Annotated in this window: 19 protein-coding genes; 15 read left to right on the forward strand and 4 right to left on the reverse strand. The window is 36.5% G+C overall.

Annotated features, from left to right (window positions below; translation table 11 throughout):
• Positions 1 to 76 precede the first annotated feature (76 nt).
• Genes AC1PU0_RS03060 through AC1PU0_RS03080 form a run of 5 tightly spaced genes read left to right on the forward strand, consistent with a single transcriptional unit; the run spans position 77 to position 5,771 of the window.
• The gene (locus AC1PU0_RS03060) at positions 77 to 1,126 is read left to right on the forward strand and encodes a BsaA family SipW-dependent biofilm matrix protein (protein WP_206849173.1); all 1,050 of its coding nucleotides are present in this window, start codon (positions 77 to 79) and stop codon (positions 1,124 to 1,126) included.
• A gap of 35 nt (positions 1,127 to 1,161) precedes the next feature.
• Positions 1,162 to 1,908, forward strand: a complete 747-nt coding sequence (locus AC1PU0_RS03065) for a hypothetical protein (RefSeq protein ID WP_479998680.1) — start codon at positions 1,162 to 1,164, stop codon at positions 1,906 to 1,908.
• A gap of 45 nt (positions 1,909 to 1,953) precedes the next feature.
• Positions 1,954 to 2,817 (forward strand): BsaA family SipW-dependent biofilm matrix protein, encoded by an 864-nt coding sequence (locus AC1PU0_RS03070; protein ID WP_206849171.1) that lies wholly within the window; start codon positions 1,954 to 1,956, stop codon positions 2,815 to 2,817.
• Between the two features lie 16 nt (positions 2,818 to 2,833).
• Complete coding sequence (locus tag AC1PU0_RS03075; protein ID WP_479998681.1) at positions 2,834 to 3,499, forward strand: hypothetical protein; 666 nt, start codon at positions 2,834 to 2,836, stop codon at positions 3,497 to 3,499.
• A 31-nt stretch (positions 3,500 to 3,530) separates the two neighbouring features.
• A complete protein-coding gene (locus AC1PU0_RS03080) occupies positions 3,531 to 5,771 on the forward strand; it encodes a vWA domain-containing protein (RefSeq protein WP_479998682.1) in 2,241 nt (746 codons plus the stop codon).
• A gap of 22 nt (positions 5,772 to 5,793) precedes the next feature.
• On the opposite strand, the gene AC1PU0_RS03085 is transcribed toward AC1PU0_RS03080, so the two are convergent.
• A complete protein-coding gene (locus AC1PU0_RS03085) occupies positions 5,794 to 6,666 on the reverse strand; it encodes a helix-turn-helix domain-containing protein (protein ID WP_206849168.1) in 873 nt (290 codons plus the stop codon).
• A 219-nt stretch (positions 6,667 to 6,885) separates the two neighbouring features.
• Between AC1PU0_RS03085 and AC1PU0_RS03090 the strand changes: the two genes are divergently transcribed.
• The 6 genes from AC1PU0_RS03090 to AC1PU0_RS03115 all read left to right on the forward strand — a co-directional run bounded on the left by AC1PU0_RS03090 (position 6,886) and on the right by AC1PU0_RS03115 (position 16,013).
• Positions 6,886 to 9,633: a SpaA isopeptide-forming pilin-related protein gene (locus AC1PU0_RS03090; protein WP_479998683.1), complete on the forward strand. Its 2,748-nt coding sequence runs from the start codon at positions 6,886 to 6,888 to the stop codon at positions 9,631 to 9,633.
• Positions 9,634 to 9,755: 122 nt separating this feature from the next.
• The gene (locus tag AC1PU0_RS03095) at positions 9,756 to 9,977 is read left to right on the forward strand and encodes a mersacidin family lantibiotic (RefSeq protein ID WP_206849165.1); all 222 of its coding nucleotides are present in this window, start codon (positions 9,756 to 9,758) and stop codon (positions 9,975 to 9,977) included.
• Between the two features lie 105 nt (positions 9,978 to 10,082).
• Complete coding sequence (lanM, locus tag AC1PU0_RS03100) at positions 10,083 to 12,413, forward strand: type 2 lanthipeptide synthetase LanM (protein WP_479998684.1); 2,331 nt, start codon at positions 10,083 to 10,085, stop codon at positions 12,411 to 12,413.
• On the forward strand, positions 12,371 to 13,195 hold the full coding sequence (locus tag AC1PU0_RS03105; protein WP_479998685.1) for a lanthionine synthetase LanC family protein: 825 nt from the start codon (positions 12,371 to 12,373) through the stop codon (positions 13,193 to 13,195). Before lanM ends, AC1PU0_RS03105 begins: the two co-directional genes overlap by 43 nt.
• A gap of 12 nt (positions 13,196 to 13,207) precedes the next feature.
• Entirely contained in the window at positions 13,208 to 15,349 is a 2,142-nt protein-coding gene (locus AC1PU0_RS03110) for a peptidase domain-containing ABC transporter (RefSeq protein ID WP_479998686.1), read from the forward strand.
• A gap of 43 nt (positions 15,350 to 15,392) precedes the next feature.
• The gene (locus tag AC1PU0_RS03115; RefSeq protein ID WP_206849160.1) at positions 15,393 to 16,013 is read left to right on the forward strand and encodes a DUF7317 family protein; all 621 of its coding nucleotides are present in this window, start codon (positions 15,393 to 15,395) and stop codon (positions 16,011 to 16,013) included.
• Positions 16,014 to 16,075: 62 nt separating this feature from the next.
• Here the strand turns inward: AC1PU0_RS03115 and AC1PU0_RS03120 are convergent, their stop codons facing one another.
• The 3 genes from AC1PU0_RS03120 to AC1PU0_RS03130 all read right to left on the reverse strand — a co-directional run bounded on the left by AC1PU0_RS03120 (position 16,076) and on the right by AC1PU0_RS03130 (position 18,822).
• Positions 16,076 to 17,125, reverse strand: a complete 1,050-nt coding sequence (locus tag AC1PU0_RS03120) for a chitinase (protein WP_206849159.1) — start codon at positions 17,123 to 17,125, stop codon at positions 16,076 to 16,078.
• A gap of 30 nt (positions 17,126 to 17,155) precedes the next feature.
• Complete coding sequence (locus tag AC1PU0_RS03125) at positions 17,156 to 17,740, reverse strand: lytic polysaccharide monooxygenase (RefSeq protein ID WP_069653936.1); 585 nt, start codon at positions 17,738 to 17,740, stop codon at positions 17,156 to 17,158.
• Between the two features lie 236 nt (positions 17,741 to 17,976).
• Positions 17,977 to 18,822, reverse strand: a complete 846-nt coding sequence (locus AC1PU0_RS03130) for a helix-turn-helix domain-containing protein (RefSeq protein WP_206849158.1) — start codon at positions 18,820 to 18,822, stop codon at positions 17,977 to 17,979.
• Between the two features lie 419 nt (positions 18,823 to 19,241).
• Between AC1PU0_RS03130 and AC1PU0_RS03135 the strand changes: the two genes are divergently transcribed.
• The 4 genes from AC1PU0_RS03135 (at position 19,242) to AC1PU0_RS03150 (ending at position 22,564) form a co-directional block, all read left to right on the forward strand.
• Entirely contained in the window at positions 19,242 to 20,000 is a 759-nt protein-coding gene (locus AC1PU0_RS03135; protein ID WP_069653934.1) for an acyl-ACP thioesterase domain-containing protein, read from the forward strand.
• Positions 20,001 to 20,125: 125 nt separating this feature from the next.
• Positions 20,126 to 20,959 (forward strand): DUF72 domain-containing protein, encoded by an 834-nt coding sequence (locus AC1PU0_RS03140; RefSeq protein WP_479998802.1) that lies wholly within the window; start codon positions 20,126 to 20,128, stop codon positions 20,957 to 20,959.
• Between the two features lie 41 nt (positions 20,960 to 21,000).
• Positions 21,001 to 21,840: a Cof-type HAD-IIB family hydrolase gene (locus AC1PU0_RS03145; RefSeq protein WP_479998687.1), complete on the forward strand. Its 840-nt coding sequence runs from the start codon at positions 21,001 to 21,003 to the stop codon at positions 21,838 to 21,840.
• 205 nt (positions 21,841 to 22,045) lie between these two features.
• Complete coding sequence (locus AC1PU0_RS03150; RefSeq protein WP_069653932.1) at positions 22,046 to 22,564, forward strand: pyrophosphohydrolase domain-containing protein; 519 nt, start codon at positions 22,046 to 22,048, stop codon at positions 22,562 to 22,564.
• The last annotated feature ends 37 nt before the right edge of the window (positions 22,565 to 22,601 follow it).

A 22,601-nucleotide genomic window follows, 5' to 3' on the forward strand; every position in this document is an offset into this window, starting at 1 on the left:
AATAAGGAGTGAAGGAGAGATTCCTTCATCGTTGTTAAAAAGTTAATAATAAAAATTTTGGGGAGGAACAATAGAAATGAATAAAAACAGAAAGAAAAAAGTCCTTGCGTTGGCAAGCGCCTTTGCACTTGCAGCACTAGCTGCGGCAACATTTGCATGGTTTGCCAGCGAAGACGAAAAAACCAACCACTTTGAGGGGCAAGTTGCGACGGGAAAAGACATAGAAGTGGTGGAAACATTTGAGCCGCCAACCGAATGGGAACCAGGTTCAGAAGTAAATAAAGATGTAGCGATTCAAAATATCGGTAAATACAAAACATTGACGCGTGTTTCTTTAAAAGAAACACTAAAACTTTTGAAAGATCATAAACCGAAACCAACAACAGGAGCTGAGCTTGAAGGGAAAGAAACTAAAGATGTTTATGTATTACCAGGAACAGCTGCTTCGGATGAATTCAAAGATTCTACTTTTGACAGCAAGGGTGCACCAAAAATCACTGTAGCAGAAGGTGACTTTGCAGGAACTTACACACTGAAAGTCAAAGAAAAAGCTGAAACAGTTGGGACACAAACAACCTATACGTATCGTTACACTTTTGAAAAAGATGGTGTTTTATACTATGCCAGCGGAATTGATGGGTTTGCTCGTAATGAAGCAAATCAAATCAGCGTAAAATCAGGAACACCATCACTAAACTATGTATCCTTCGAATACAATGAGCCTGGTGAAATAAAAGATTGGACAAATCCTGTCTATGCACCAACATTCACGCCAGATGGTACATTGATTTGGAATACACCAGCAGCAACAGGCGATGGCAATATTCAAATTTCGTTTAACAACATCACAACAGATCCAACAGTTGCGGATAAATGGTATTTCAATGCAGCTGATGGGTATTTCTACTATACAAGCGTCCTAGAATCAGGTGCAAACACAACACAATTGATGGATGCAGTTAAATTATTAGGTACCGCAGGAAATGAATACAGTAAATTAAGTTATGACTTAGTTATTAAAGGCCAAGGAATCGCAGCGTATAAAGATGCGGTTGATGATTGGTTGAAACCTGGTGTCAACGATGCGTTAGCTAAAGCATTAAAAGAACTAGTACCAGCTAAATAATTGAAAAATAGCTATCTATTTGAGGGGGGAAAAGGATGGAAAGAACATTCAAAGAAGCAAGATGGCTAGTGGTAGGCTTATATTTACTAATTAGTTTATCACTTGCTTTAAACCCAATTGAAGTAAATTCTGAGTCCAATCTTCCTCCTGGAATAGTGGCTGGTGATGATCAAGGCATCAAAATAAAGAATGATGGTCAATATCTCGTGGATATTCGGGATGTTGCGCCGGGGAAAAAATGGTTTACAAAAATCACAATCATCAATATGGAAAAAGATATCCCCTATCATTTAACCATGCACATAAGTAAGCCGACAATAGTCGAAGGTTCATTAGATTTATCGAAAGCGATTCAGATGACATTGATCTACGAGCGAAAAGAAGTCTATAAAGGTCCGTTATCTGGCGTAAACAAATCCTTAAATCTACAAGACAAGTCAACGCCATTAAATCTAGGTACATTTAAAAGCGGTGATACCAAAATGCTAGAAGCATACTTTGAATTAGATGGGAAAGAATATACCAATAGAGACTTCTTCGAAAAGAATGTTGTAGAAAACATTTGGTATTTTAACGCTATTAAAACGACATTGCCTGAAACAAAAGACCCAGATGATCCAGAAAAACCGTTTATCGAAAATATCTTAAGTAAATTAAAACTACCACATACTGGGGAAGAATGGCGCAACGCATTAATTTTTTCATGTATAGGCTTATTTTTGATATTAATTTCATTATTGATCATCAAGCATAAAAAACAAGAAAAGAAACTTCATAAATAGCAATTGGATTTTTTAGAACGATCAAATGATGGGAGGCGGTACAGTGTGAAAAAGAAGAAAAAAAGTTCGATTAAAAGAAGAAAAATGAAACAAACGAAAATCAACACGAAAATGATCATTACAGCCTGTACTTTCCTTTTTTCTGGTTTGATGGTTCTAGGAAGTACATACGCTTGGTTTGTTTCAGAAGACAGTGAGGTCAATCATTTTGTCGGAACAAGATTATCAGCCGAAATCGTAGAGGAATTTGTACCTGAATTTGAATGGCAACCAGGTCTAACAACAAAAAAAATCATCCAAGTCAAAAATACAGGAAACATTCCTACCTTTGTTCGAATCAGTTTATACGAGTACTTATTAACATTCAAGATAGATACTGCAGATCAAACAGGTAATGGAAATTTAGCCACTTCTCCTAACGAGATAGCACCGACCGTCAATCAAAAAAACACAGAAACTTGGCAGCCAGCAGCTAAAGCTGGAGGAACCTATGCACACGAAGGAAAAAATGTGATTGCCGCAAAAGCAATCACTCCGAACCCTCGTACGGGTACTGAAATGTATCGATTCAAAGATAGTGGCAGAGATCAAACAGACCTACGTTGGTTTCAATTGGGCTTTCCAGATAATGTTCATCATTCAGCTCCTCCAACTGGAACTAAAGACTATTGGTTATATAAAGACGGGTACTTTTACTACTCTGAGTTACTTCAGCCTGGTGAAATAAGCGCAGCGGTAATGAAAAATGTTCGTTTAAGTCCGAATGCACCCAACAAATTTAAAGCTGCTCTTTATCAATTAAACCCAGTAATGGATGCACACGATGAGACAAAAGGACTTTTAAGTACGTGGAATATCGGTAACTCTGGCGAGCTATACAACATGTATCATGATCGTTTAAGTGACTAAAAGGAGTGGATAGAGCGTGAAAAAAAAACAGACAACAAAAAAGTATCTCACCGTTAAACAGCTCTTTTTATTTACAGGATTCTTAGTGGTGCTTGTCAGCCTTTCCTTTGGACTTTATCAAACGTATGCAGCTTTAACAGATAGTGACCAAAAGCGAAACGAATTTAGAATCGGTGATTTTCAAACCTCAATAGAAGAAGAATTTGAGCCACCGAAGACATTCGAACCTGAAAAAGAGTATTTAAAAAAAGTAACCATAAAAAATACAGGTGATCAGGAAAGTTTTATTCGTGTTTTGTCATTGCCGATACTCTCTAAAAAACAGCCAAATGGGTCAACCACATTATTACCTGTAACGATTGATGGCCCCACTCCAATTTTAAGTATTGATTATAATTTAAATGACTGGATAGATGGTGAAGATGGCTATTTTTATTATAAAAAGAAGTTAATCAAGGATGAACGTACAACGAACCTATTTACCAAAGTCAAAATGAACCAAGCAACTATCACGGAAGACTATATAGATGTCTTATTATCATTCGAAGTTAAAGTAGAAGGAATCAGTACAACAAAATATGCTTATCGAGATGCTTGGTGGGGTGGGGAAATACCAAGAGGCAATCCCAGTTTAGAAATAGATAAGCAACTAAAAAAACAAACCATTAATGAGTCGCTTTAAAAAGTCAAAAGACAGGAAAGTGGGTGCCATTTTGAAAAAAAGGACAAAAGGACAAATGACGATAATTAAATGGCTTATGCTGATTTTTTGCTTAATTGCTACTGTTTATATGGCACAATCCTCCTTGTCGTATACGAATGCCCCAATTAAAGCAGCTAAAAAAACAGAGTTGGGGTCAGGTCAAATTAAAATAAGCAAAACAGCTGAACCTGTAACTGGAATGGTCAACCAATGGGATATCACACTTCGAATTGAAGGACGTAATCAATTTCCCCCGCCTCCGACAGATATTGTATTGATTATCGATACATCAGGAAGCATGAAAGACTACGATCGTATGACTAAAGCAAAGACAGCCGCTGAAAAATTTGTAAATATGATTTTACGGAAAGATTACGCTAATAGAATCTCGCTGATCACCTATGGGACAGAAGTCACAAAGTATACCTTTAACGAAGGAGAGTGGAGTGGTCAATTTGCTGATTCAATGCATAAGAACGCACTGTTAGATACAATCAAATCGTTAAAACCAGAAGGTGGAACGTTTACCCAAGCAGCGATAAAATCAGCCACGGAAGTAATAATGAATGCATCAGGAGAGAAACGGAATATCGTTTTGATATCGGATGGTGTCCCAACCTTTAGTTATCCGCCAACCGAACCGTATAACCGACTGTTCGGCATGCAAAAATATACTGTTAAAAATGGATACAATTATTATGAAACGGTTAAAACCATTCCTAAAGGGAAGTTTAATTACAACAAGCCGACTGGAAATGGTGCAGAAGGAACGTATCGTTATAGTGGACTTCCACCAGATTATGAACAAATGCCACCTAATTCAAAAAATCGCTTAATGTCTAACCATGCCCACAGCGCAATAGCAGAAGCGGCAATTACAAAAAACGAGAAACGATCGAATGGAGAGAATCTAGTAACGGATTTTTATACGATTGGAGTGGATATGGATTTAAACTCTTCAGATGATGGGATTGTTACAGGGAATAAAACGTTGAAAGAAATTGCGTCTTCTGAGGATAAAAGCTTTGCTGCAACAGCAGATAATTTAGAAGATATTCTTGGCGGCATTGCTGGGGAAATTGTTGGGGCAATCAAATCAGGATTTGTTGTCGATCCAATGGGCGTTGGGTTTGAAATGGTTGGGTCCGTCCAATCTACTCAAGGAACGACAGAGGTCAAGGAGGTAACTGGTCGACCGACAATCAATTGGAATGTAGGGGCACTTAAAACGCCCGTCTCACTAGAACCGGATGAAGATGTTATGTTTGCTGAAATCAAGTACCGTGTTAATGCGGATGATAATGTTTTAAAGCCAAACATTATCGACAAAAATGGATTAGCCAAAACCAATGGCAGAACAACGCTTGTCTACAAGGACTACAACGATGTTATGCAACCAGCAGAGGAATTCATCGTTCCTAAAGTCAAACCAATCATTGTCAGTTTACAAAAAAAATTACTCAATGAAAAAGACGAGGAGATGGATGATCAAACTGAGACGTTTGATTTTAGCTATGGTAAAGATCAATATACAACAAATGATCGCTTTTCTCTTTATTCAAATGAAGTAAAAAAAATGGTTCATCCGTGGAAAGCAGATCAAAACTACACTGTAGAAGAAATCTTACAAGTGAATCAAGAGTATGAAACAACGATCGATATAAACGGCGTAACAAACACGGGCATAAAAAGTAGTTTCAACTTCACATCTCCAGTGGAGACCTATGAACATCAACAAATAATTGTGACGAATAAGAACATGCCAAAAAGAAAAACAGTTGTTTTGAATATTCGACAAACTGTTCTTAATCCTAATTCAGAATTAGTCATACCATCGAAAGGCTATTATCATTCTAGGATCGATGAAACAGTGCAAAATATGAATTTGATTTCTGAAAGCACAATAAAGGATTCAGCAGTTGAGGTATCTCAAGAACTCTTTGCAAAGTATGAATTTACGTTAGAAAAACAACAAGAGAAACTTAAAATCAAGGATTTTGTTCCAGAATATTATACATTTTTCGGCTATATTGCAACCACGACAAATGTAGATTTAAACGTAACACACCTTTCGAGTAACACTTCTGCTTTGATCAAAAATAATGAAGCAGTTTTAGATTATCAACAAGATAATGAGTATTGGGTAACGATGTTTATTACGCCAGATTTAGGTAAAGATAATGATGGAGAACCCGTTAGTTCCCCTAGACCATATAGCTGGGACTATAAAGTAAACAAGTTTGGTTCATAATCTTTCTCAAAATAAATAGTCTTCAGGAGATACCATTTGTTTTGAGAATTTGTTTATAGCCATGTGCTGTGGCGGACTGATCCAAGGTTTCTAAGATAGAAAGATAGTGAGTGATTTTCGGGTTTTCTGTTTGCTGTTGTTTAGCTGTTTGAGCAATTTCAGAATTCAAGCTTGCAATGATGGTTTCAAATAATCGGTAATCGCTTTGAGCATTTTCTTTAGCTAAAGCCGAAAAAAGCAGGGTATTGTCATAATCTTGGTGATTTAAGCATAAGCAAGAAAGATTTAGATAGAGTCTTAATTTAATTTCTTGATATTGTTCTAGGTCCTTTAGCACGTCCATTTTTTTCCCGACGAGAGTTCCTAAAGCAATTGCTTCAGAAAGTTCAAAACAGTATAAGGAATTATTTAACAATCTCAATTCATAGAGATACCATTTGTCGATGCCAATTAAGTATTGTTTGATGGGTAACATTAACTCGTTTAAACAAGCAAGAGTGTCTGGATTTGTTGGTTCAGAGTTTAAATAGGTCATTGCTTGAGCCACTAAATTTAAATGGAGATATTTTTTGTTATTTGTTGAGGTATACAGTTGTTGGGAGTCTTCTACAAGCAAAGAGATTCTTTTCATATCCTGTTTAAAAACGGCTTGGCTTAATTGATAGTACAAATGATTCTCAGTCGGAAAGGCTTCAGGATCAAGTAAACACAAAAATTCATCAACAGAAATAAAAAGTTTTTCTAGTATGATTAGAAATTTATCAAACGATGGCATATTAGAATTTGCCTCAATTAAATAATAGGTTTGCCTGGTCATAATGCCTTCATAGATATCTTTTTGACTAAGTCCTTTTTCTTGTCTGATTTTCTTCAATAATGTTCCATAATCTTTCAAAACGGCTTTCTACTCCTTTGGGTATAAAATACTTTGCTTAGTGAAAAAATTTGTGACGCTTATGTTATTATAACAAAAGTATTAAATAATAAAATGTTTATAGTTTTTATTTGAATTAGAGAGGGGGTGAGCGCGGTGACCAAATCATTTATTTGGTTTATTACATATTAAAAGAGCGTTATAGAGTTAAAAATAACAATTGTTAGGAGAGCATTTTACATGAAACAGAAAATCCGCTATTTATTATTTTCTTTCGTTTTAGTTTTATTGGCTTTAGGAGCGTTTGGAGGAAAACAGGCTGAAGCCGTTCAGAATACTTCGTCTTGGTCGACTGGAGCAAGTGCGAATAATCAGCTGGGAACGACATTAGCAAATAATCAATTACAGAATCCACTTGTGACACCTAAGAGTGCAACACAACGCTATTTTGCTCCACCATCATGTGGGGGCGTTCAAGTAATTAAATATGACGAACGTACAAATGCAAGATTATCAGGTGCACAATTTACGATTTATGACCGCTGGGGGCGTGCGCTCCAAGACATTCAAACAAACTACAATGGGATCGCAGAAACAAGATCATTACCGATCGGCTACTACACTATTCGGGAATCAAGAGCACCCAATGGGTATCAGCTAGAACCAAGTATGCAAAGTTTTACTATTCTTAGAGGAGGCCAACTTGTTTGTATAACTAAAAGTAATAGACCTATACAAAATCCAGTAGGCGGCCTTAAAGTTATTAAAGTTGGTGAAAACAATCAAGTTTTACCTGGAGCCACTTTTGATATCTATAATGGAAATAACCAATACTTGGGTCGAATCACGACAGGTGCCAATGGCGTTGCGGGACTAGGAAATCTACCTTTCGGGACGTATAAATTGATCGAAGTTCAAGCGCCAAATGGCTACGAGCTGGATACTACCCCTAAATATGTTACGATCTCTCCATCGCTCCCAGGAGGAGTAGCAAGTATTACGATTTCCAATAAAAAAATAGTAAGCAAGAGCAGTATTAAAATTATTAAAACCGGTGAAAATAATCAAGCATTAGCTGGAGCTGTTTTTGATATCTATAATTCAAACAATCAATATATGGGACGAGTTGCGACAGGTGCTAACGGAGAAGTTTCAGTAGGGAATTTAGCATTTGGAACGTATAAATTAATTGAAGTTCAAGCACCAAATGGTTATGAATTAGATGCAACACCTAAATATGTTACGATCTCTGCATCATCACCTGGGGGAGTAGCGAGTATTACAATCCCAAATAGAAAAATAGTAAAAAAGGGCAGTATCAAAATTATTAAAACCGGTGAAAACAACCAAACTTTAGCTGGAGCTATTTTTGATATTTATAACCCAGATAATCAATATATGGGACGAGTTCCGACAGGTGCTAATGGAGAAGTTTCTCTAGGTAATCTAGCGTTTGGAACGTATAAATTAATCGAAGTTCAAGCACCAAACGGTTATGAACTAGATGCAACCCCTAAATACGTTACGCTTTCTGCATCGTCGCCAGGAGGAGTAGCAAGCATTACGATTTCAAATAAAAAAATAGTATCAACTGGAACCCTTGAAGTTATTAAAAAAGATGAGAGTGGCAAGCTATTAGCTGGAGCAGAATTTGAAGTTCGTGATGAGAACGATAAAGTGATCGGCAACATTACAACAGATGTGAATGGCGTTGGTCAGTTAAAAGACTTACCATTCGGAACCTATACGCTAATCGAAACAAAGGCGCCAGCAGGCTATGAATTAGACGAAACACCAAAAACAATCACAGTCGCTAAAGACGATCCAAATGGAGTAGTCAGTGTGATTGTAGAGAATAAAAAAGAAACAACAACTGGAAATCTAGAAGTAGTGAAAAAAGATGAAGAAGGCACACTTCTAGAGGGAGCAGAGTTTGAAGTTTACAACGACAAAGATGAACTCGTTGGCACTATTACCACAGATGCCAATGGAGTAGGTCATTTAAATGACTTGCCATACGGTGACTATAACCTAATCGAAACAAAAGCACCGGAAGGCTATGAATTAGATACGACACCAAAAACAATTACAATTGCTAAAAATGATCCAGACGGTACACTATCTGTTGAAGTAATCAATAAGAAAGAAAAACTACCAGAGACAGGTATCTTGAAAATTATTAAGTATGTAAAAGACTCTGACCCAATCGTTTATCTACAAGGTGCAGTTTTTGAAGTCTATGATAATGACACTCAACTTGTAAGCACACAAACGACAGATGCTAATGGTGAAATTTTATTAAATGATCTAGAACCAGGTAAGTATTATGTCATTGAAGTTGAAGCACCACCAGGTTATGAAGAAAATTCAGTTTTTTATGAAGTGATAGTTGAATCAGGAAAAATAACTGAAGTAAGACATGCGAATGAGAAAATGGAGAATTTAGGTGGATTGAAAATCACAAAATTTGCCATAGATGATGATGGCTTCGAAACCGATATTGTCTTGCCAAATGCTGAGTTTGAAGTAACCGATTCAGCTGGAAATGTTCACAAAGGAACAACGGATGCCCAAGGAGAACTTTTCTTCCCAGATCTACCGGTTGGAGAAGTATCGATCACTGAAACAAAAGCCCCAGATGGCTATGAAATTGATACAGCGACTCAAACTAAATCAATTATCACAGGGGAAATTGCAGAAGCTATTTTCTACAATAAACCTAAAGTAATACTAGGTCGTGCCTTAGTATATGTTTCAAGTAACAATACAAGAACAGTACTAAATGGCTTGGAATATAATATCAGATGTACGAAAGGTTCCGCATACGAAACAACTGTTTTAACCAATAAATTTGGACAAATCAGTACTTACTTGCCACCAGGTGAATACGAAATAGAGCCTGTTGTAAAAGGCTATTCAAATGCTTCTAAAGCAAAAAGCTTTAAGATAGAAGCAAGCAAATTCACAATCGTTCGATTGACGATTTAAACAAGAACCACAGATAAAAAAGTGTTTTAAGATAGATTGTCTAAACAACAATCTATTTTAAATAAATGATAATAAAGGTGCACACTTTATTATCCAAAAGATATTTAGGAGGAACAAGAATTATGAATAAACAAGCTGAACAAAAAGTTGGGAAATCTTTTGAAGAATTAACGCCCGAAGAAATGAATAAAGTGCAAGGGAGCTACGGCTACGGTTACGGCAATGGATGGAATAATGGTTGGGGCTGGTCATCATCTTCCTCATCATCATCTTCATCAAGTAACTGTTACTCTGCAGGATGTAGCTATAACTGTTACTCTTCAAGATGTTGCGGCTGGTATTAAAATAAGTTGATTGCTAGACGAGATCCTTTTAGTGGGGAACTCGTCTAGCACTTGTTTTTAATCTAAGGAATTTTACATAAATAAAAGCAAAAAAAGGAGTTTAGCATGAGTCTTAAAAATTTGGCAAAAGCAACATCGATCCGGCAACGCTATGATCTTTTAAGTGACTATTATTTAAACCATCATACGACTTATTCTGGAGAAAAACGTGAAAATTATAAAAAATGGCGTAAACGTCCAACGACTGTGACAGATGAACGCTTTAAGGAGATTTTAGACTCTCTAGCATTAACGGAAGAAGAATTTGATTTGGCTGTAAAAGAGCTAACATCGGCAGAAAAAGAATATATTTCGGATGCGATTGAAAATGAATCGTGGGTGAAAACGACAACCCTTATTTTAGAACAAGAGGATCGCTTAGTTGAAGATGTCTTAGACGAAAACAAGGCGAACTTTACGTATGCTTTGCGACTGCATATTGATTATTTGAAAAAACAAATCCAAGGAATAGCAGCGGACTTCCCCAGTATTCAAGTTCAAGTAACAGCAATGGCAGACTATATAGGGGAAATAATCAATCGCTTTATGGACATTGGTTTACGGACTTTTGTCTATGATTTACATGTGGAAAAAGAGAAAATGTCTGTTTTAACATCAATGGATGAAAAAGAAGGGTTCCAACGGTACTTGATTGCACGCTTTGATAAAAAGGAAAAACTGATTTCATTTTTTGATCAGTATCCAGTTCTGACAAGACTTTACGCAGAAACAATCGACTTTCAACTGACTAATTTCCGGGAATTGATGAGCGCACTTGCTGAAAGTGAAACAGAGCTGAACCAAGTGTTTCAGGTCGAAAAACCGATTTCTCTTACAGGCTTAAAAATGGGCGCTGGTGATTCTCATGATCAAGGAAAATCAGTTGCAATTCTAACGTTCCATCATGAAATAGAGGTTGTTTTTAAACCCAAAAATTTAATGATCGGGCAACGCTTTGATCGTTTTGTTCAAGAAATCAATAAAATGGCACCAGAATTTGATTTTTATTTAACCACTAAAATAGTGAAGGAACAGTATACATTTGAAGAGTGTTTGATTCATTCTGAATGTTTATCTTTTGAAGATATTACGCATTATTACCGTCAATTTGGACAAACTATTGCGTTGGTTTACTTACTAAATGGAAACGATTTTCACTTAGAAAATGTGCTGGCTTTTGGTAAATATCCTGTGTTGATCGACCTTGAAACAATTATTCAAAATCATTTTCCTATGCCAAATAGCGAAAATGCACTCGTTAAGGTAATGCAGGAAAATGTTAAGTCAGTCGTCATGAGCGGTCTCGTTCCTATCTATTTATTTGAAGAACGAGCTGAAGCAGATGTCGAAGGCGCAAGCATTGGGGTTCAACTTAGTGCATTAAGTGGCGGCGAGCAGAAATTACCATATAAAGTATTGAAATTGGTTGATTTTGATTCAGTCAATATGCAATTCAAGTATCAAGAACATATTACGGATGGGGCTGAAAATATTCCTTTATTCAAAGGTGAAAAAGTTGATTTTGTTCCGTATATCGACACAATCATTGCTGGATTTAAAGAATTCTCAGCATTTGCTATGAAAAATAAAGACACATTAGCGTTCTTAGCGGAAAAGACCTTTTCGGATTGTTTCGTTCGTAATGTGATCAAAACCACGCAGAGTTATGGTGATTTGTTGGATTATTCTACTCATCCAACTTGTATGGTCGATTATATTGAACGAGAGAAACTGTTTGAAAATCTATGGATGCATGGCTACTCCAACTCAAAACCTGTACCTTATGAAGTAAGGGATATGTTGCAGCATGATGTACCGATTTTCTTTAACCCAACAAGTTCAAAAGATCTAATGGCAAGCCAAGGCGAGATTATCACGGATATGTACCAAGGCAACGCTATTGATCTTGAAGTGTTACGGTTGAAAAATTATTCAGAAGAAGAAGAAAAACAGCAGTTAGATTACTTGAAAACATCATTTGGATTGTATCATGCCAAGGACTTACAGGAAAAAGCAGTTCCACTGAAAGGACAGATCAGACAAGCAAGTTTTTTAGAGGGTGCGACAGCTGTAGGAGAAGTGATTCTTGAAGCTGTATTTTTAGGTGAAGATTCAATCGCTTGGAAAGATATCGAAGAAACATCACCGGATAATTATGTGGTTGATGTCATGAATGAGAATTTTTATAACGGTATCACAGGAATGTATCTGTATTTTAGTGAACTATATCATGTCACACAGGATAAACGATTCCAAAAACCATACGAGTTGGCGGAAGCCTTAGTGATAAAACTGGATGAAGAGTATATTGAAAGTATTTCGGCTTTTTACGGTTCTTTCGAGCCGTTTACCCGTTGCTGTACACCTATAAATACAATCATGATCCTAAATTATTAAAAACAGCAGAATCAATAACTATGAAATATATGGAACAGTATGATAAAGCAAACATTGAGGGATATGATTGGAACGGCGGTACAGCCTCAATTATTAAAATTTTTGTTCATTTGTACCAACTAACAAATAAAGAAAGCTATTTTACATTTGCGAAACGATTGCTTTTGGATTTAGATCTTACCAAAATCACGCAAGGCGGTTTTGCCCATGGGTATTCAGGAGTGATTCATGCAGCAAATAGTTTAGCACAAATAGAAGAAACCCCTGAAATCGAGCGGGTGATTAGAACTTGTCTAATCAAAGAAAGAACGACGTTTGATACTGTTCAAAAGGGCTGGCTGGATTTTCGACCAAACCCGCCAGTGGTCAACGACTTGTGGTGTTATGGTTCTACTGGGATCGGCTTAGCATACTTAGAGTTGTTTACTAGTGGTTTTGAAGATTCTCGCTTAGCAGAGGAAATTCAAATTGCAGCACAACGATTGATCGAACAAGAGAAAAAAGACGACTGTTTATGTCACGGAAACTTTGGGGATCTAGAATTTTTGATGAACTACAGCAAAACATCACTAGCGACAAAAAAACAAAAGGAACAGATTCAAGAAAAAGTACAAAAAGTAAATCAGAAAATCCGTGAGGAGCACTATACCTTTGAAGGCTTACCGACGATTCCAAAATATGGCTTATTTACAGGATTATCAGGTATTGGTCATCAACTTTTACGAATGCACGCTGATGAGCAGACCGCGAATATATTAACGTTAGAACTACCAAAGAAATAAGGGGGGAGCATATTGACGAAAAAAATACCATTTACTGAACAAAGCGAACATAGTGAATGTGGATTGGCTTGTACAGCGATGGTCTTGAACTATTATGATGATAATGTAACGCTAAGCCATCTTCGAGACGTTTATGGCGTGCCAAAAGGCGGTAATACGCTGACCAATTTAAATCAGATTTTAATGGATAGAGGGATCGAAACAAAAGCAATTCGAGTGCTAGATTTCGATATTTTGGAAGAACAATCAGCTCCTACAATTTGTTTTTGGGAAGAACGTCATTATGTTGTATTAGAAAAACTAACTGCAAAAGAAGCAACAATTCTTGATCCAGCAAGTGGACGAAAAAAAATCAAACGCTCTGAATTTCAAGCTAGTTTCTCTAATATTGCCTTGATACTAACTGGGGTCGACGTTACAATTGCACAACGAAAGAAACAAAAAAATGCTACATGGACCGTTCTAAAAGACATTTTAAGTGATCAAAAAGCGAAAGTAGCGCTATTTATCGCTCTAACGCTTTTGATTCAAATGGTGACGATCGCAATTCCAAGATTAACCCAAACAATCATCGACAATTCAACTGTTGCAGTCTCTAATTTCTTTCAAATCGGTTCAACAATCGTGATTCTTTTTATTGCGTATTATTTGCTTCAGGTCTCTAGAGGACTTGTTTTGATCGTATTAGAAAATTTATTTGATTTAACGTTGATGAAAGCCTTTATGAAAAAAATCATTCATTTACCCTTACGCTTCTTTGTCAATCGTTCAACGGGTGATTTGATTTTTCGTGGTAATCTTAGTGTGGTCATTCAACAAATTATGAGTCAACGGATGCTGACGATTTCAGTTGATTTTCTATTTGTATTTGTCTATTTGATTTTGATGGCCAAGTTATCGTTGAATTTGACTTTGATCGCTATTTTTGGAGCCTTTGTAATGGGAGCTATTTCAGTTGTCAATTCCAAACGGGTCCAAAGTATTACCAATAAAGAATTGATTGCTCAATCTAAAGTACAGCGGATTTTAGTAGAATTATTCGAAGGAATGGAGACCGTAAAGTCTTCAGGATCTGAAAACCAATTCTATGCAAAATGGCGTAATGAATTTAAAAATCAAATTATGTTGCGAGCAGAGAAAAATCGCTTTTCTACGTGGGTCAGAACGATCCAAACATCAATCCAATTTATTTTGCCGATCATCATGATTTACGTGGGCTTGTTCCAAGTCACAAAAGGTCAAGTGACACTAGGAGAGCTAATCAGTTTTAATGCATTATCAGGAGCATTTATTACGCCAATCGTTACAGTGTTTGATTCGTATACGGAGTTCTTACTTTTGCGTTCTTACTTCGGTAAATTAAATGAAATCTTAGAAGCATCTGATAATCCTCGTCTCGCGATTGACGGGAAAACAATCAATACCATCGATTCAGTGGTCGTTGAAGATGTTTCGTTTAAATATAGTTATTTTGAAGAAGACATCCTACATTCTGTTTCCTTCCAAATTAAACAAGGAGATAAAGTTGCCATCGTTGGTAAAAGTGGTTCAGGGAAAAGCACATTATTAAAACTATTGGCTGGCTTATATGATACCTCTTCAGGACAAATCAAATTCAATGATATCGATCTAAAACAGGTTGACGATGTGTCCTTAAAAAACTGTATTAGTATTGTGAATCAAAAACCGACGATTTTTAATGCTTCTCTATATGAGAATATCGTGTTGAATCAGGAAGAAGCAAAGAGAGAACGAGTAGAACAAGCCATTTTTGATTCAAGAGTTGATGAAATTATCATGAATTTACCGTTGGGACTGGAAACACAAATTTCAGAAGGCGGGATGAATTTATCCGGTGGTCAAATGCAGCGCATTTCTATTGCGCGTGCATTAGTAAAAGAAACTAGTTTATTGCTGATGGATGAACCAACTAGTTCATTAGACAATATTTCAGAAAACTTTATTATGAACCGTTTGAAGACCTATGATTTTACGTGTATTGTCGTGGCCCATCGTTTGAATACAATCAAACATTTCGACAGGATTTTGGTAATGGATCAAGGAAGAATCGTAGAAGAAGGAACGCATCAAGAGTTATTGGCTTTGGGAGGTCATTATCACTCGATCTATTTTGAACCAACAAGTACTATCTAAAAAAGTAACGGTTGGAAGATAAGGTGAATAAGGGGGAGAATAAATGGCAGTTATTGGCTATATGCGTGTAAGTACACATTATCAAAAATTTGATTCGCAACAACAGGCACTGAAAGATTATGGTGTCGATAGAATTTTCAAAGAATATGAAAGTGGACGGAAAAGTTTTCGTAATGAGTTGAATAAAGCATTGACGATTTTGAAGCCAGGCGATACGTTTGTGATTTTTAAACTCGATCGTTTAGCTAGAGGAACCAAGCAACTTTTAGGGTTATTAGAAGAATTCGATCGAAGAAACATTCATTTTGTCAGTATTGAAAATAACATTGATACCTCAACCCCAATGGGACGGTTCTTTTTTACGATCATGGGGGCATTCGCTGAAATGGAAGCTGAATTGATTCGTGAACGTGTCTTAGCGGGCTTAAGTGCCGCTAAGAAAAATGGCGTAATTTTAGGCCGACCACCACTTGTTAATCAAGTTAAAGAAGCACTCAAGTTATATCATAATACAGACCTGTCAACAGAAGAAATAGCGAAACGCTGTGGTATTTCTACTTCGACGATTTACCACCATCTAAGAAAAGAAGGGATTTATCGAACGAAGAAGATAACGGATCTATCAGTAAGTGATAAAGTATTAGTTAGTAGTGGAGAAAAATAAATAGCAGAAAGAAGAGACTGAAAATAACTCGTTGAGTTTTAGCCAGTCTCTTCTATTATTACTTATTGTAAAATTCGAGCATATCGTGTCGCAAATTCATTATTATAAGATCCACCATTTACGTTTGTGCCAACATCCCAATTGGCAGACCAGGTCATTAACCCCTTGATTGGATTGCCATCTTTCGCTAATTGATCGAGTGCTTTATAGACAGCTGTTGGATCGATCACATAGCCACTGCCGGCACCGTCAACATTTGCAGGAAGTCCTAAAACAAGTTTGTCATTTGGAATTTTCAAGAAGGTTCGCGTGCCGTGGATCATAGAGTCAGACATATAATAAAGGAACTCATATTTCAAAGCATCATTGCTTTGTGGAATCCATTTATTGATTTCATCTACCCAAACACCGTCTCCGCCTTGATTGTATAACTGAGGTGCAATATAGTCATAATAACCATCTAAAGAAGTAATGTATTTTTCATAAGCAGCACCTGGTTTTAGGTAAGGAAATTCTGGTGCCATTGTGATGATGAAATTTTTTCCTTGCGCTCTATAGTGATCTTTGACTTTTTTTAGCGCTGTCGGGATAACAGTTTGATTGTCCCCAGCTGTAATTGCTGATTGTTCTAAATCGATATCTAGGCCATCAAAACCATATGTTTCAACTTGACGAATAATCTCATTAGCAAAGGCCTGTTCATCTCCTATTTTTAATTGAATATGAGCATCTGCACCGCCAAGGGCAAGTAAAACGGCACGACCTTGACTGTTGAGTGTTCCAATTTCTTGTCTAAATGCAGCATCTGTTTTATTGTATGGAGCGAAGGTTGGAATGCGGCTGACGCCATCACTCTTCATAAATGAGACGGGTACTACATTATAGGCTTTATTCACTTCGGCTAACGAAATCGTTGCGGAGGTTCCTTGTTTGTAGCCATCACTACCTTTAGAAGCCCAGTTATGCCAATAGCCGACAAGGACTTTTTTATTTGCTACACTGACCATTTCACTAGCAGAATCTGCAGCCATAGTAGGTGTTGCAGTAGACAAACTAGCAATACCAATACCTGAAACTACTAGAAAGGCTGGAATAAGTTGTTTGATTTTCATGTGCATGGCTCCTTTGGTTTCCTTGATTGATTATTTAACGTTAACATCAATGGCTTGATAAAAAGCATTTGTAGTATCAAAAACATTCCAAACCGCATAAATGACGTGATACCCTTTGCGGTCACTTGGCACGGTAACCGTATGTTTCACAGATGCTTCAGGAATAGTCCCTTTGTCATCGACTTGGCCAATTAAATCAAAATTTTTGATATCTAATGGTTGATTTGGGTTCCAACCTTGTTTCGTCATGTAATAATCCCATGTAGACGTTCTGTGACGAGCAGTTAAAGTCCAATTGATTGCAAGAGGACCAGTTGAAATATCAGATTTATACCAGCGGTCCATTGTCTGAACATCTAGTGGTTCAAACCCGCTAACGCCTGCACTAGCCAATTTTCCAGGAGTGAATGTATTTTTAGTTGCTTCAATGCTTTGAGGTTCCCATTCAGCACGACCAACATTTTTATTGATTTTTCCACCTTGGGTACTACCGAAGTATGCACGACTCCCTGGGGATGAAACATATCCATGAGCATGTGTGACAGTGGTTGAAAGAGATAAACCTCCTGCCAATAATCCAAGTGTTAAAACAGCTTTGAGCATTGTTTTTTTCATTGTGATTCCTCCTAAAAGTATTTTTTTATAGCGCTTACAATAGATAATGTAACATGGCGTTTTATATTATTCAAATAATAAGATTATATTTTTTCGGTTATAAAATAATGATATTTTGCAAAAAATAGCATTAGTAGAACGTAATTATCTTTTTTTAAACAAAAAAGTGAAACCCGCAAGTTTAGAGTACAGATAGAACCTGTACTCTAAACTTGCGGGTTGTAATTGTGATCGATCTAACGAGTTAAAATTTTTTCATCATTCTCTATCACATCGAGTAAATTTTGATTATCATTAAAAGTAGCAAAAACTTTAGCGTGGCTAAAATCGGGTTCTTTTAAATCAGGGGATTTCATGAAATCATTAAAAGCGGCTTCGTACGTTAAAAGATCTAACATATATAATGATTGATAGGATCTGTTCAAGGCCATTCCTTCAGTAGCCAACGTAAAAGCTGTCTCATAATTCTTGATTAATGAATAGAATTTAGCTGTATTGAAGAAAATTTTAGTTGCTTCAATGGGCATTTTAACCGTCATTTTGTTCAGCATATCGATTGATTTCTCATAATAAACTTGTGCTTTATCCAATTCATTGGCCATTTCATATACAATTCCTAAACTATTGACAGATAGGATTGCATATATCGAATTTGAGTCACCAAGTTCATCAGCTCTGTAAAAATAAAACAAGCTATCCGTTGTATTGTTATAGCCCAACAAGTTTGTGATGCCCATAAAGTAAAACCAACGAACTTCTAATTCTCTATTTTGAAAATCAGAAACATCGATTGAGGTAGATTTTAAAAGTAAATGAGCTTCTTTATGTTTAAAAGTATTACACAAGTCTTCTACGCGATTCAATAAGGAAGTGAGCTTTTTTTCATCATTATCATCTAATACGCTTTCGAGACTGAGGTTTAATCTTTTGCAGATTGCATCAAGGATTTCCAAGCTATCGCAAACATTTTTATTTTCAATGTTACTAACCGTTCCTTGTGTACAAATTCCAGCGGCCAAAGTTACTTGCGATAATTTCTTCTGTTTTCTGACTGTGCGAATGATATCTCCTTTGATTCTCATATTTTTCCCCTCTATGTTTATGCATTATAATACTAGTTTATATAATAGTATGGTATTATTCTTTTGGAATCAACTAATTTTTTTTGGAGGGATAAAGATGGAAGTGCTTTCTGAAGTCTTAGGAGAAGTATTTGGCTATGGTAATACAGGTCACGTATAGAGTGGAAAAATTAGTTATTAAAGGTTGTTCTTTTACAAATAGGTAGGACTGAAAAACTTTTTAAAATAGGAGGAATTTTACTTCTGTGTTGAAAAGTTTTTTTAATGTATTTAAATAGTGCATGTGATAGCTTTTTTGTGCGGGTTTGAGCTATATATTAAGCAAGAGTAATCGTTTGCAGATTTTTATTTTATCACTGGTTTGGTAGATTATGGTATAATTTAACGAGTCATATCAGTATAGAAAAGGAGGAGATCCAGTGGCAAAAAAATTTACGACCCCGTATGAAGTAGCTTATTATGATGGCGATATTACAAGGAAAATGACGATCCCGTCAATGCTGGCTGTTGTAATCAAAACATCTGAAGAACAAAGTGATGCCTTAGATAGAGGAAGCGACTTTGTGGCTTCGTTTGGTCTTGGCTGGGTCATTACCAATTACGAAATCCATATCACACGATTACCCAAAGTTGGAGAAAAACTTGCTGTAACGACACAAGCTATAGCGTATAATAAATACTTTTGTTATCGAAACTTTTGGATTCATGATGAACAAGGAAACGAATGCGTTTTAATCAAGTCAACGTTTGTATTGATGGATAAAGAAAATCGTAAAATGAGTAGTGTATTACCTGAAATCATCGAGCCGTATGAAAGTGAAAAAATCAAGAAAATTTACCGCGGTGAAAAAATCGAAAAAGTGGAAGCTGGTGAATTTTTACCCTACCGTGTCCGATATTTCGATATTGATGGCAATCAGCATGTTAATAATGCCATTTATTTTAATTGGTTGCTAGACGTATTAGGCTATGATTTCTTAAGTACACATGAGCCGACTTTTATCAATGTCAAATTTGATAAGGAAGTTGAATATGGTCAGGTAGTAGAAAGTCATTATGACATGCTCAATACAGATGAAGGACAAACGACGCGTCATGAAATCCGCATCGAGGGTCAAGTTTATTGTGAAGCCAACATGAAATGGAAAAAAAGCGAAGAAAAAGATTCGCGCAATTAATTTTTTTTGACTGAGACAACTTTTTGTTTTGTCTTAGTCTTTTTTAGTATAAAATAAGTGAAGAATAATCATTTTAACGATATGTCTATAATAGTAGTTTTGTGAAGAGAAAGGATAAAATGACGATGATTCGCTTAGGTTTGACTTCTTTTAATGAACATGACAAATTAACCGGAAAAAAACGTTCTACTTTATATGAGTATGCAGGTTATCTGCCGCTAGTTGAGATGGATACGGCATACTATGGTATTCCCAAACAAGACTCTGTTAGAGAGTGGGCTAAATCAGTGCCAGAGAATTTCCGCTTTGTAATGAAAGTCTATAGTGGCATCAGTTGCCAAGGTGAATGGCAACAGTACTATCAAAGTGAAGAAGAAATGATTGAAGCTTTTTTAACAAGTATGGCACCCATAATCGAAACAGGGAAGTTGTTTGCTTTTTTGATTCAATTTTCGGGAACTTTTAGCTGTACGAAGGAAAATGTTCAATATTTAGAAAAGATTCGACAATGGTTTGTTGGATTTCCGATTGCGATAGAGTTGCGAAATGGTTCATGGTATACAGCTAAATATATTAAACAAACACTATCGTTTATGAAAACCAATGCATTTTCATTAGTAGTTGTCGATGAGCCGCAGATTCCGACAAATCCCGTTCCATTTTTCCCTTATGTTACCAATGATCAATTTACGTTATTCCGTTTTCATGGGCGTAATGCTGCAGGTTGGATGGCAAATGACAAAGATTGGCGTAAAAAAAGAACGTTGTATCGATACAATGCAGAAGAAATTGCAGACTTGAGTGAAGCTGTGGAAAAAGTGGCGCGTGAGACGCAAGAAGTGGGTGTGATTTTCAATAATAATTCCGGCGGAGATGCGGTCGGGAATCTATTAGAAATGAAAGCTGCACTTGGGTTGGAATATACAGATTTAAATCCAAAACAAATGGGCTTGTTTTAGTCAATTGTAAAACGGATGAGTCAAACAAAGAAAGGGAATTTATGATAAAAGCTATTTTCTTTGATATCGACGGTACATTAGTAAATAAGAATGATAAGGTCTTAGAATCAACTAAACGAGGGATCGCATTAGCACAGTCGCAAGGAATCCTTTGCGGTATAGCAACGGGACGCGGTCCTGTTCATTTAAACCAGCAAATAGTTGGGCTAAATTTTGATGTTTTTGTAACGTACAATGGTCAATTGGTTTATACAAATGAGACCACCATTTGGGCTGATCCTTTTTCAGATGAAGCCTTGAGTCGAATTATTTCTTTTTCCGACTATCATCATCGGCAGATTATATTTGCTTCAAGACGTAGTATAGAAGGAAGTTCGTTGATGCGTTTTGGTCAAAATAAATGGGCAAAAAAAGTTGTACGCTTTTTGCCAAAGCGTTTTCCAGTGGCACTTTTCAAAAATCTGACCAGCCGTTTTTCAATTCATAAGAAGACAAAGCGTTATCATGATCTTGATTTATTGAAAGAACCAATTTATCAGTGTGTGCTTTTAAGCCCGAAATCAGAGGAGACAATGTTAAAAGAACAGCTGTTGGATAGTCATATCACACGCTCTAACTCATTTACGGTAGACATTATTCCAGCAGGTGGTTCAAAGTTAGCTGGGATTCAACAATATGTTAAACAGTTTGATATTGAATTAGAGGAAGTAATGGCATTTGGTGATAGTTGGAATGATTTAGAGATGTTAGAAGGTGTGGGACTTGGTATTGCAATGGGCAATGCCGAAGTGGAAGTTAAAAGAGTTGCACAATACGTGACCGGTACAAATGAAGAGGACGGAATTTATCAAGCCTTATTACATTATGGGGTGATTGTTTAGCTACAGGAATGAGCTAAAATTTAAAGAGACAAGAAACGACACAGGTAAGTTTTCTTGTTTTCTATTTGAGCCGAAATGGATCCGCTAGCTCCGGCTGAAAAAAAGGAAAAAATTGAGCGAGGCAAAAAGCATTTCAGTCAGTGCTTTCTATTTTTCAGGCGGATCTACAAGAATCCATTCCGCTTTTAAGTTTAGGAGGAACCCAATGAAAATCGATAACCCATTTGAAAAAACTGAACTGTTTCACGAAAGATTTGATAATAGAAAACCTAAAATTCCAACACACTTTTCTGCCAAACAAGCATCAGATAGAGCTGGCTTTAAAGCCGAAGAATTAGTTGAATTTCTATACGGGGCAGCGAATAATGATCCAGCAGTCTTTAAAGAATTAGTAAGTCAGCTGAAAGTAGCTGTCGATCAGGCAGAAAAAAAGGTACTCAATAAGGAAAAAGAAGTGACCGATCCTTTAGTTGAGCAAGTAGATGCATTGATTGATTTGTTGTATTTTACTTATGGATCATTCTCTTTGCTAGGGGTAGATCCTACTGAACTATTTTCTATTGTTCATGAAGCAAATATGGGGAAGCTGTTTCCAGATGGCACTCCGCGTTATCATCCAGTGACCCATAAGGTATTGAAGCCTGACAATTGGGAAGCTGATTTTGCGCCAGAACCTAAAATTAAAGCAGAATTGGAACGTCAATGTAAAGCTTCGGAGGACTAAATGAAACAGAGGTGGGGCATGACTCTACGAGTCACAC

This window comes from Enterococcus sp. XAF26B05_ASV22 (assembly GCF_056727285.1).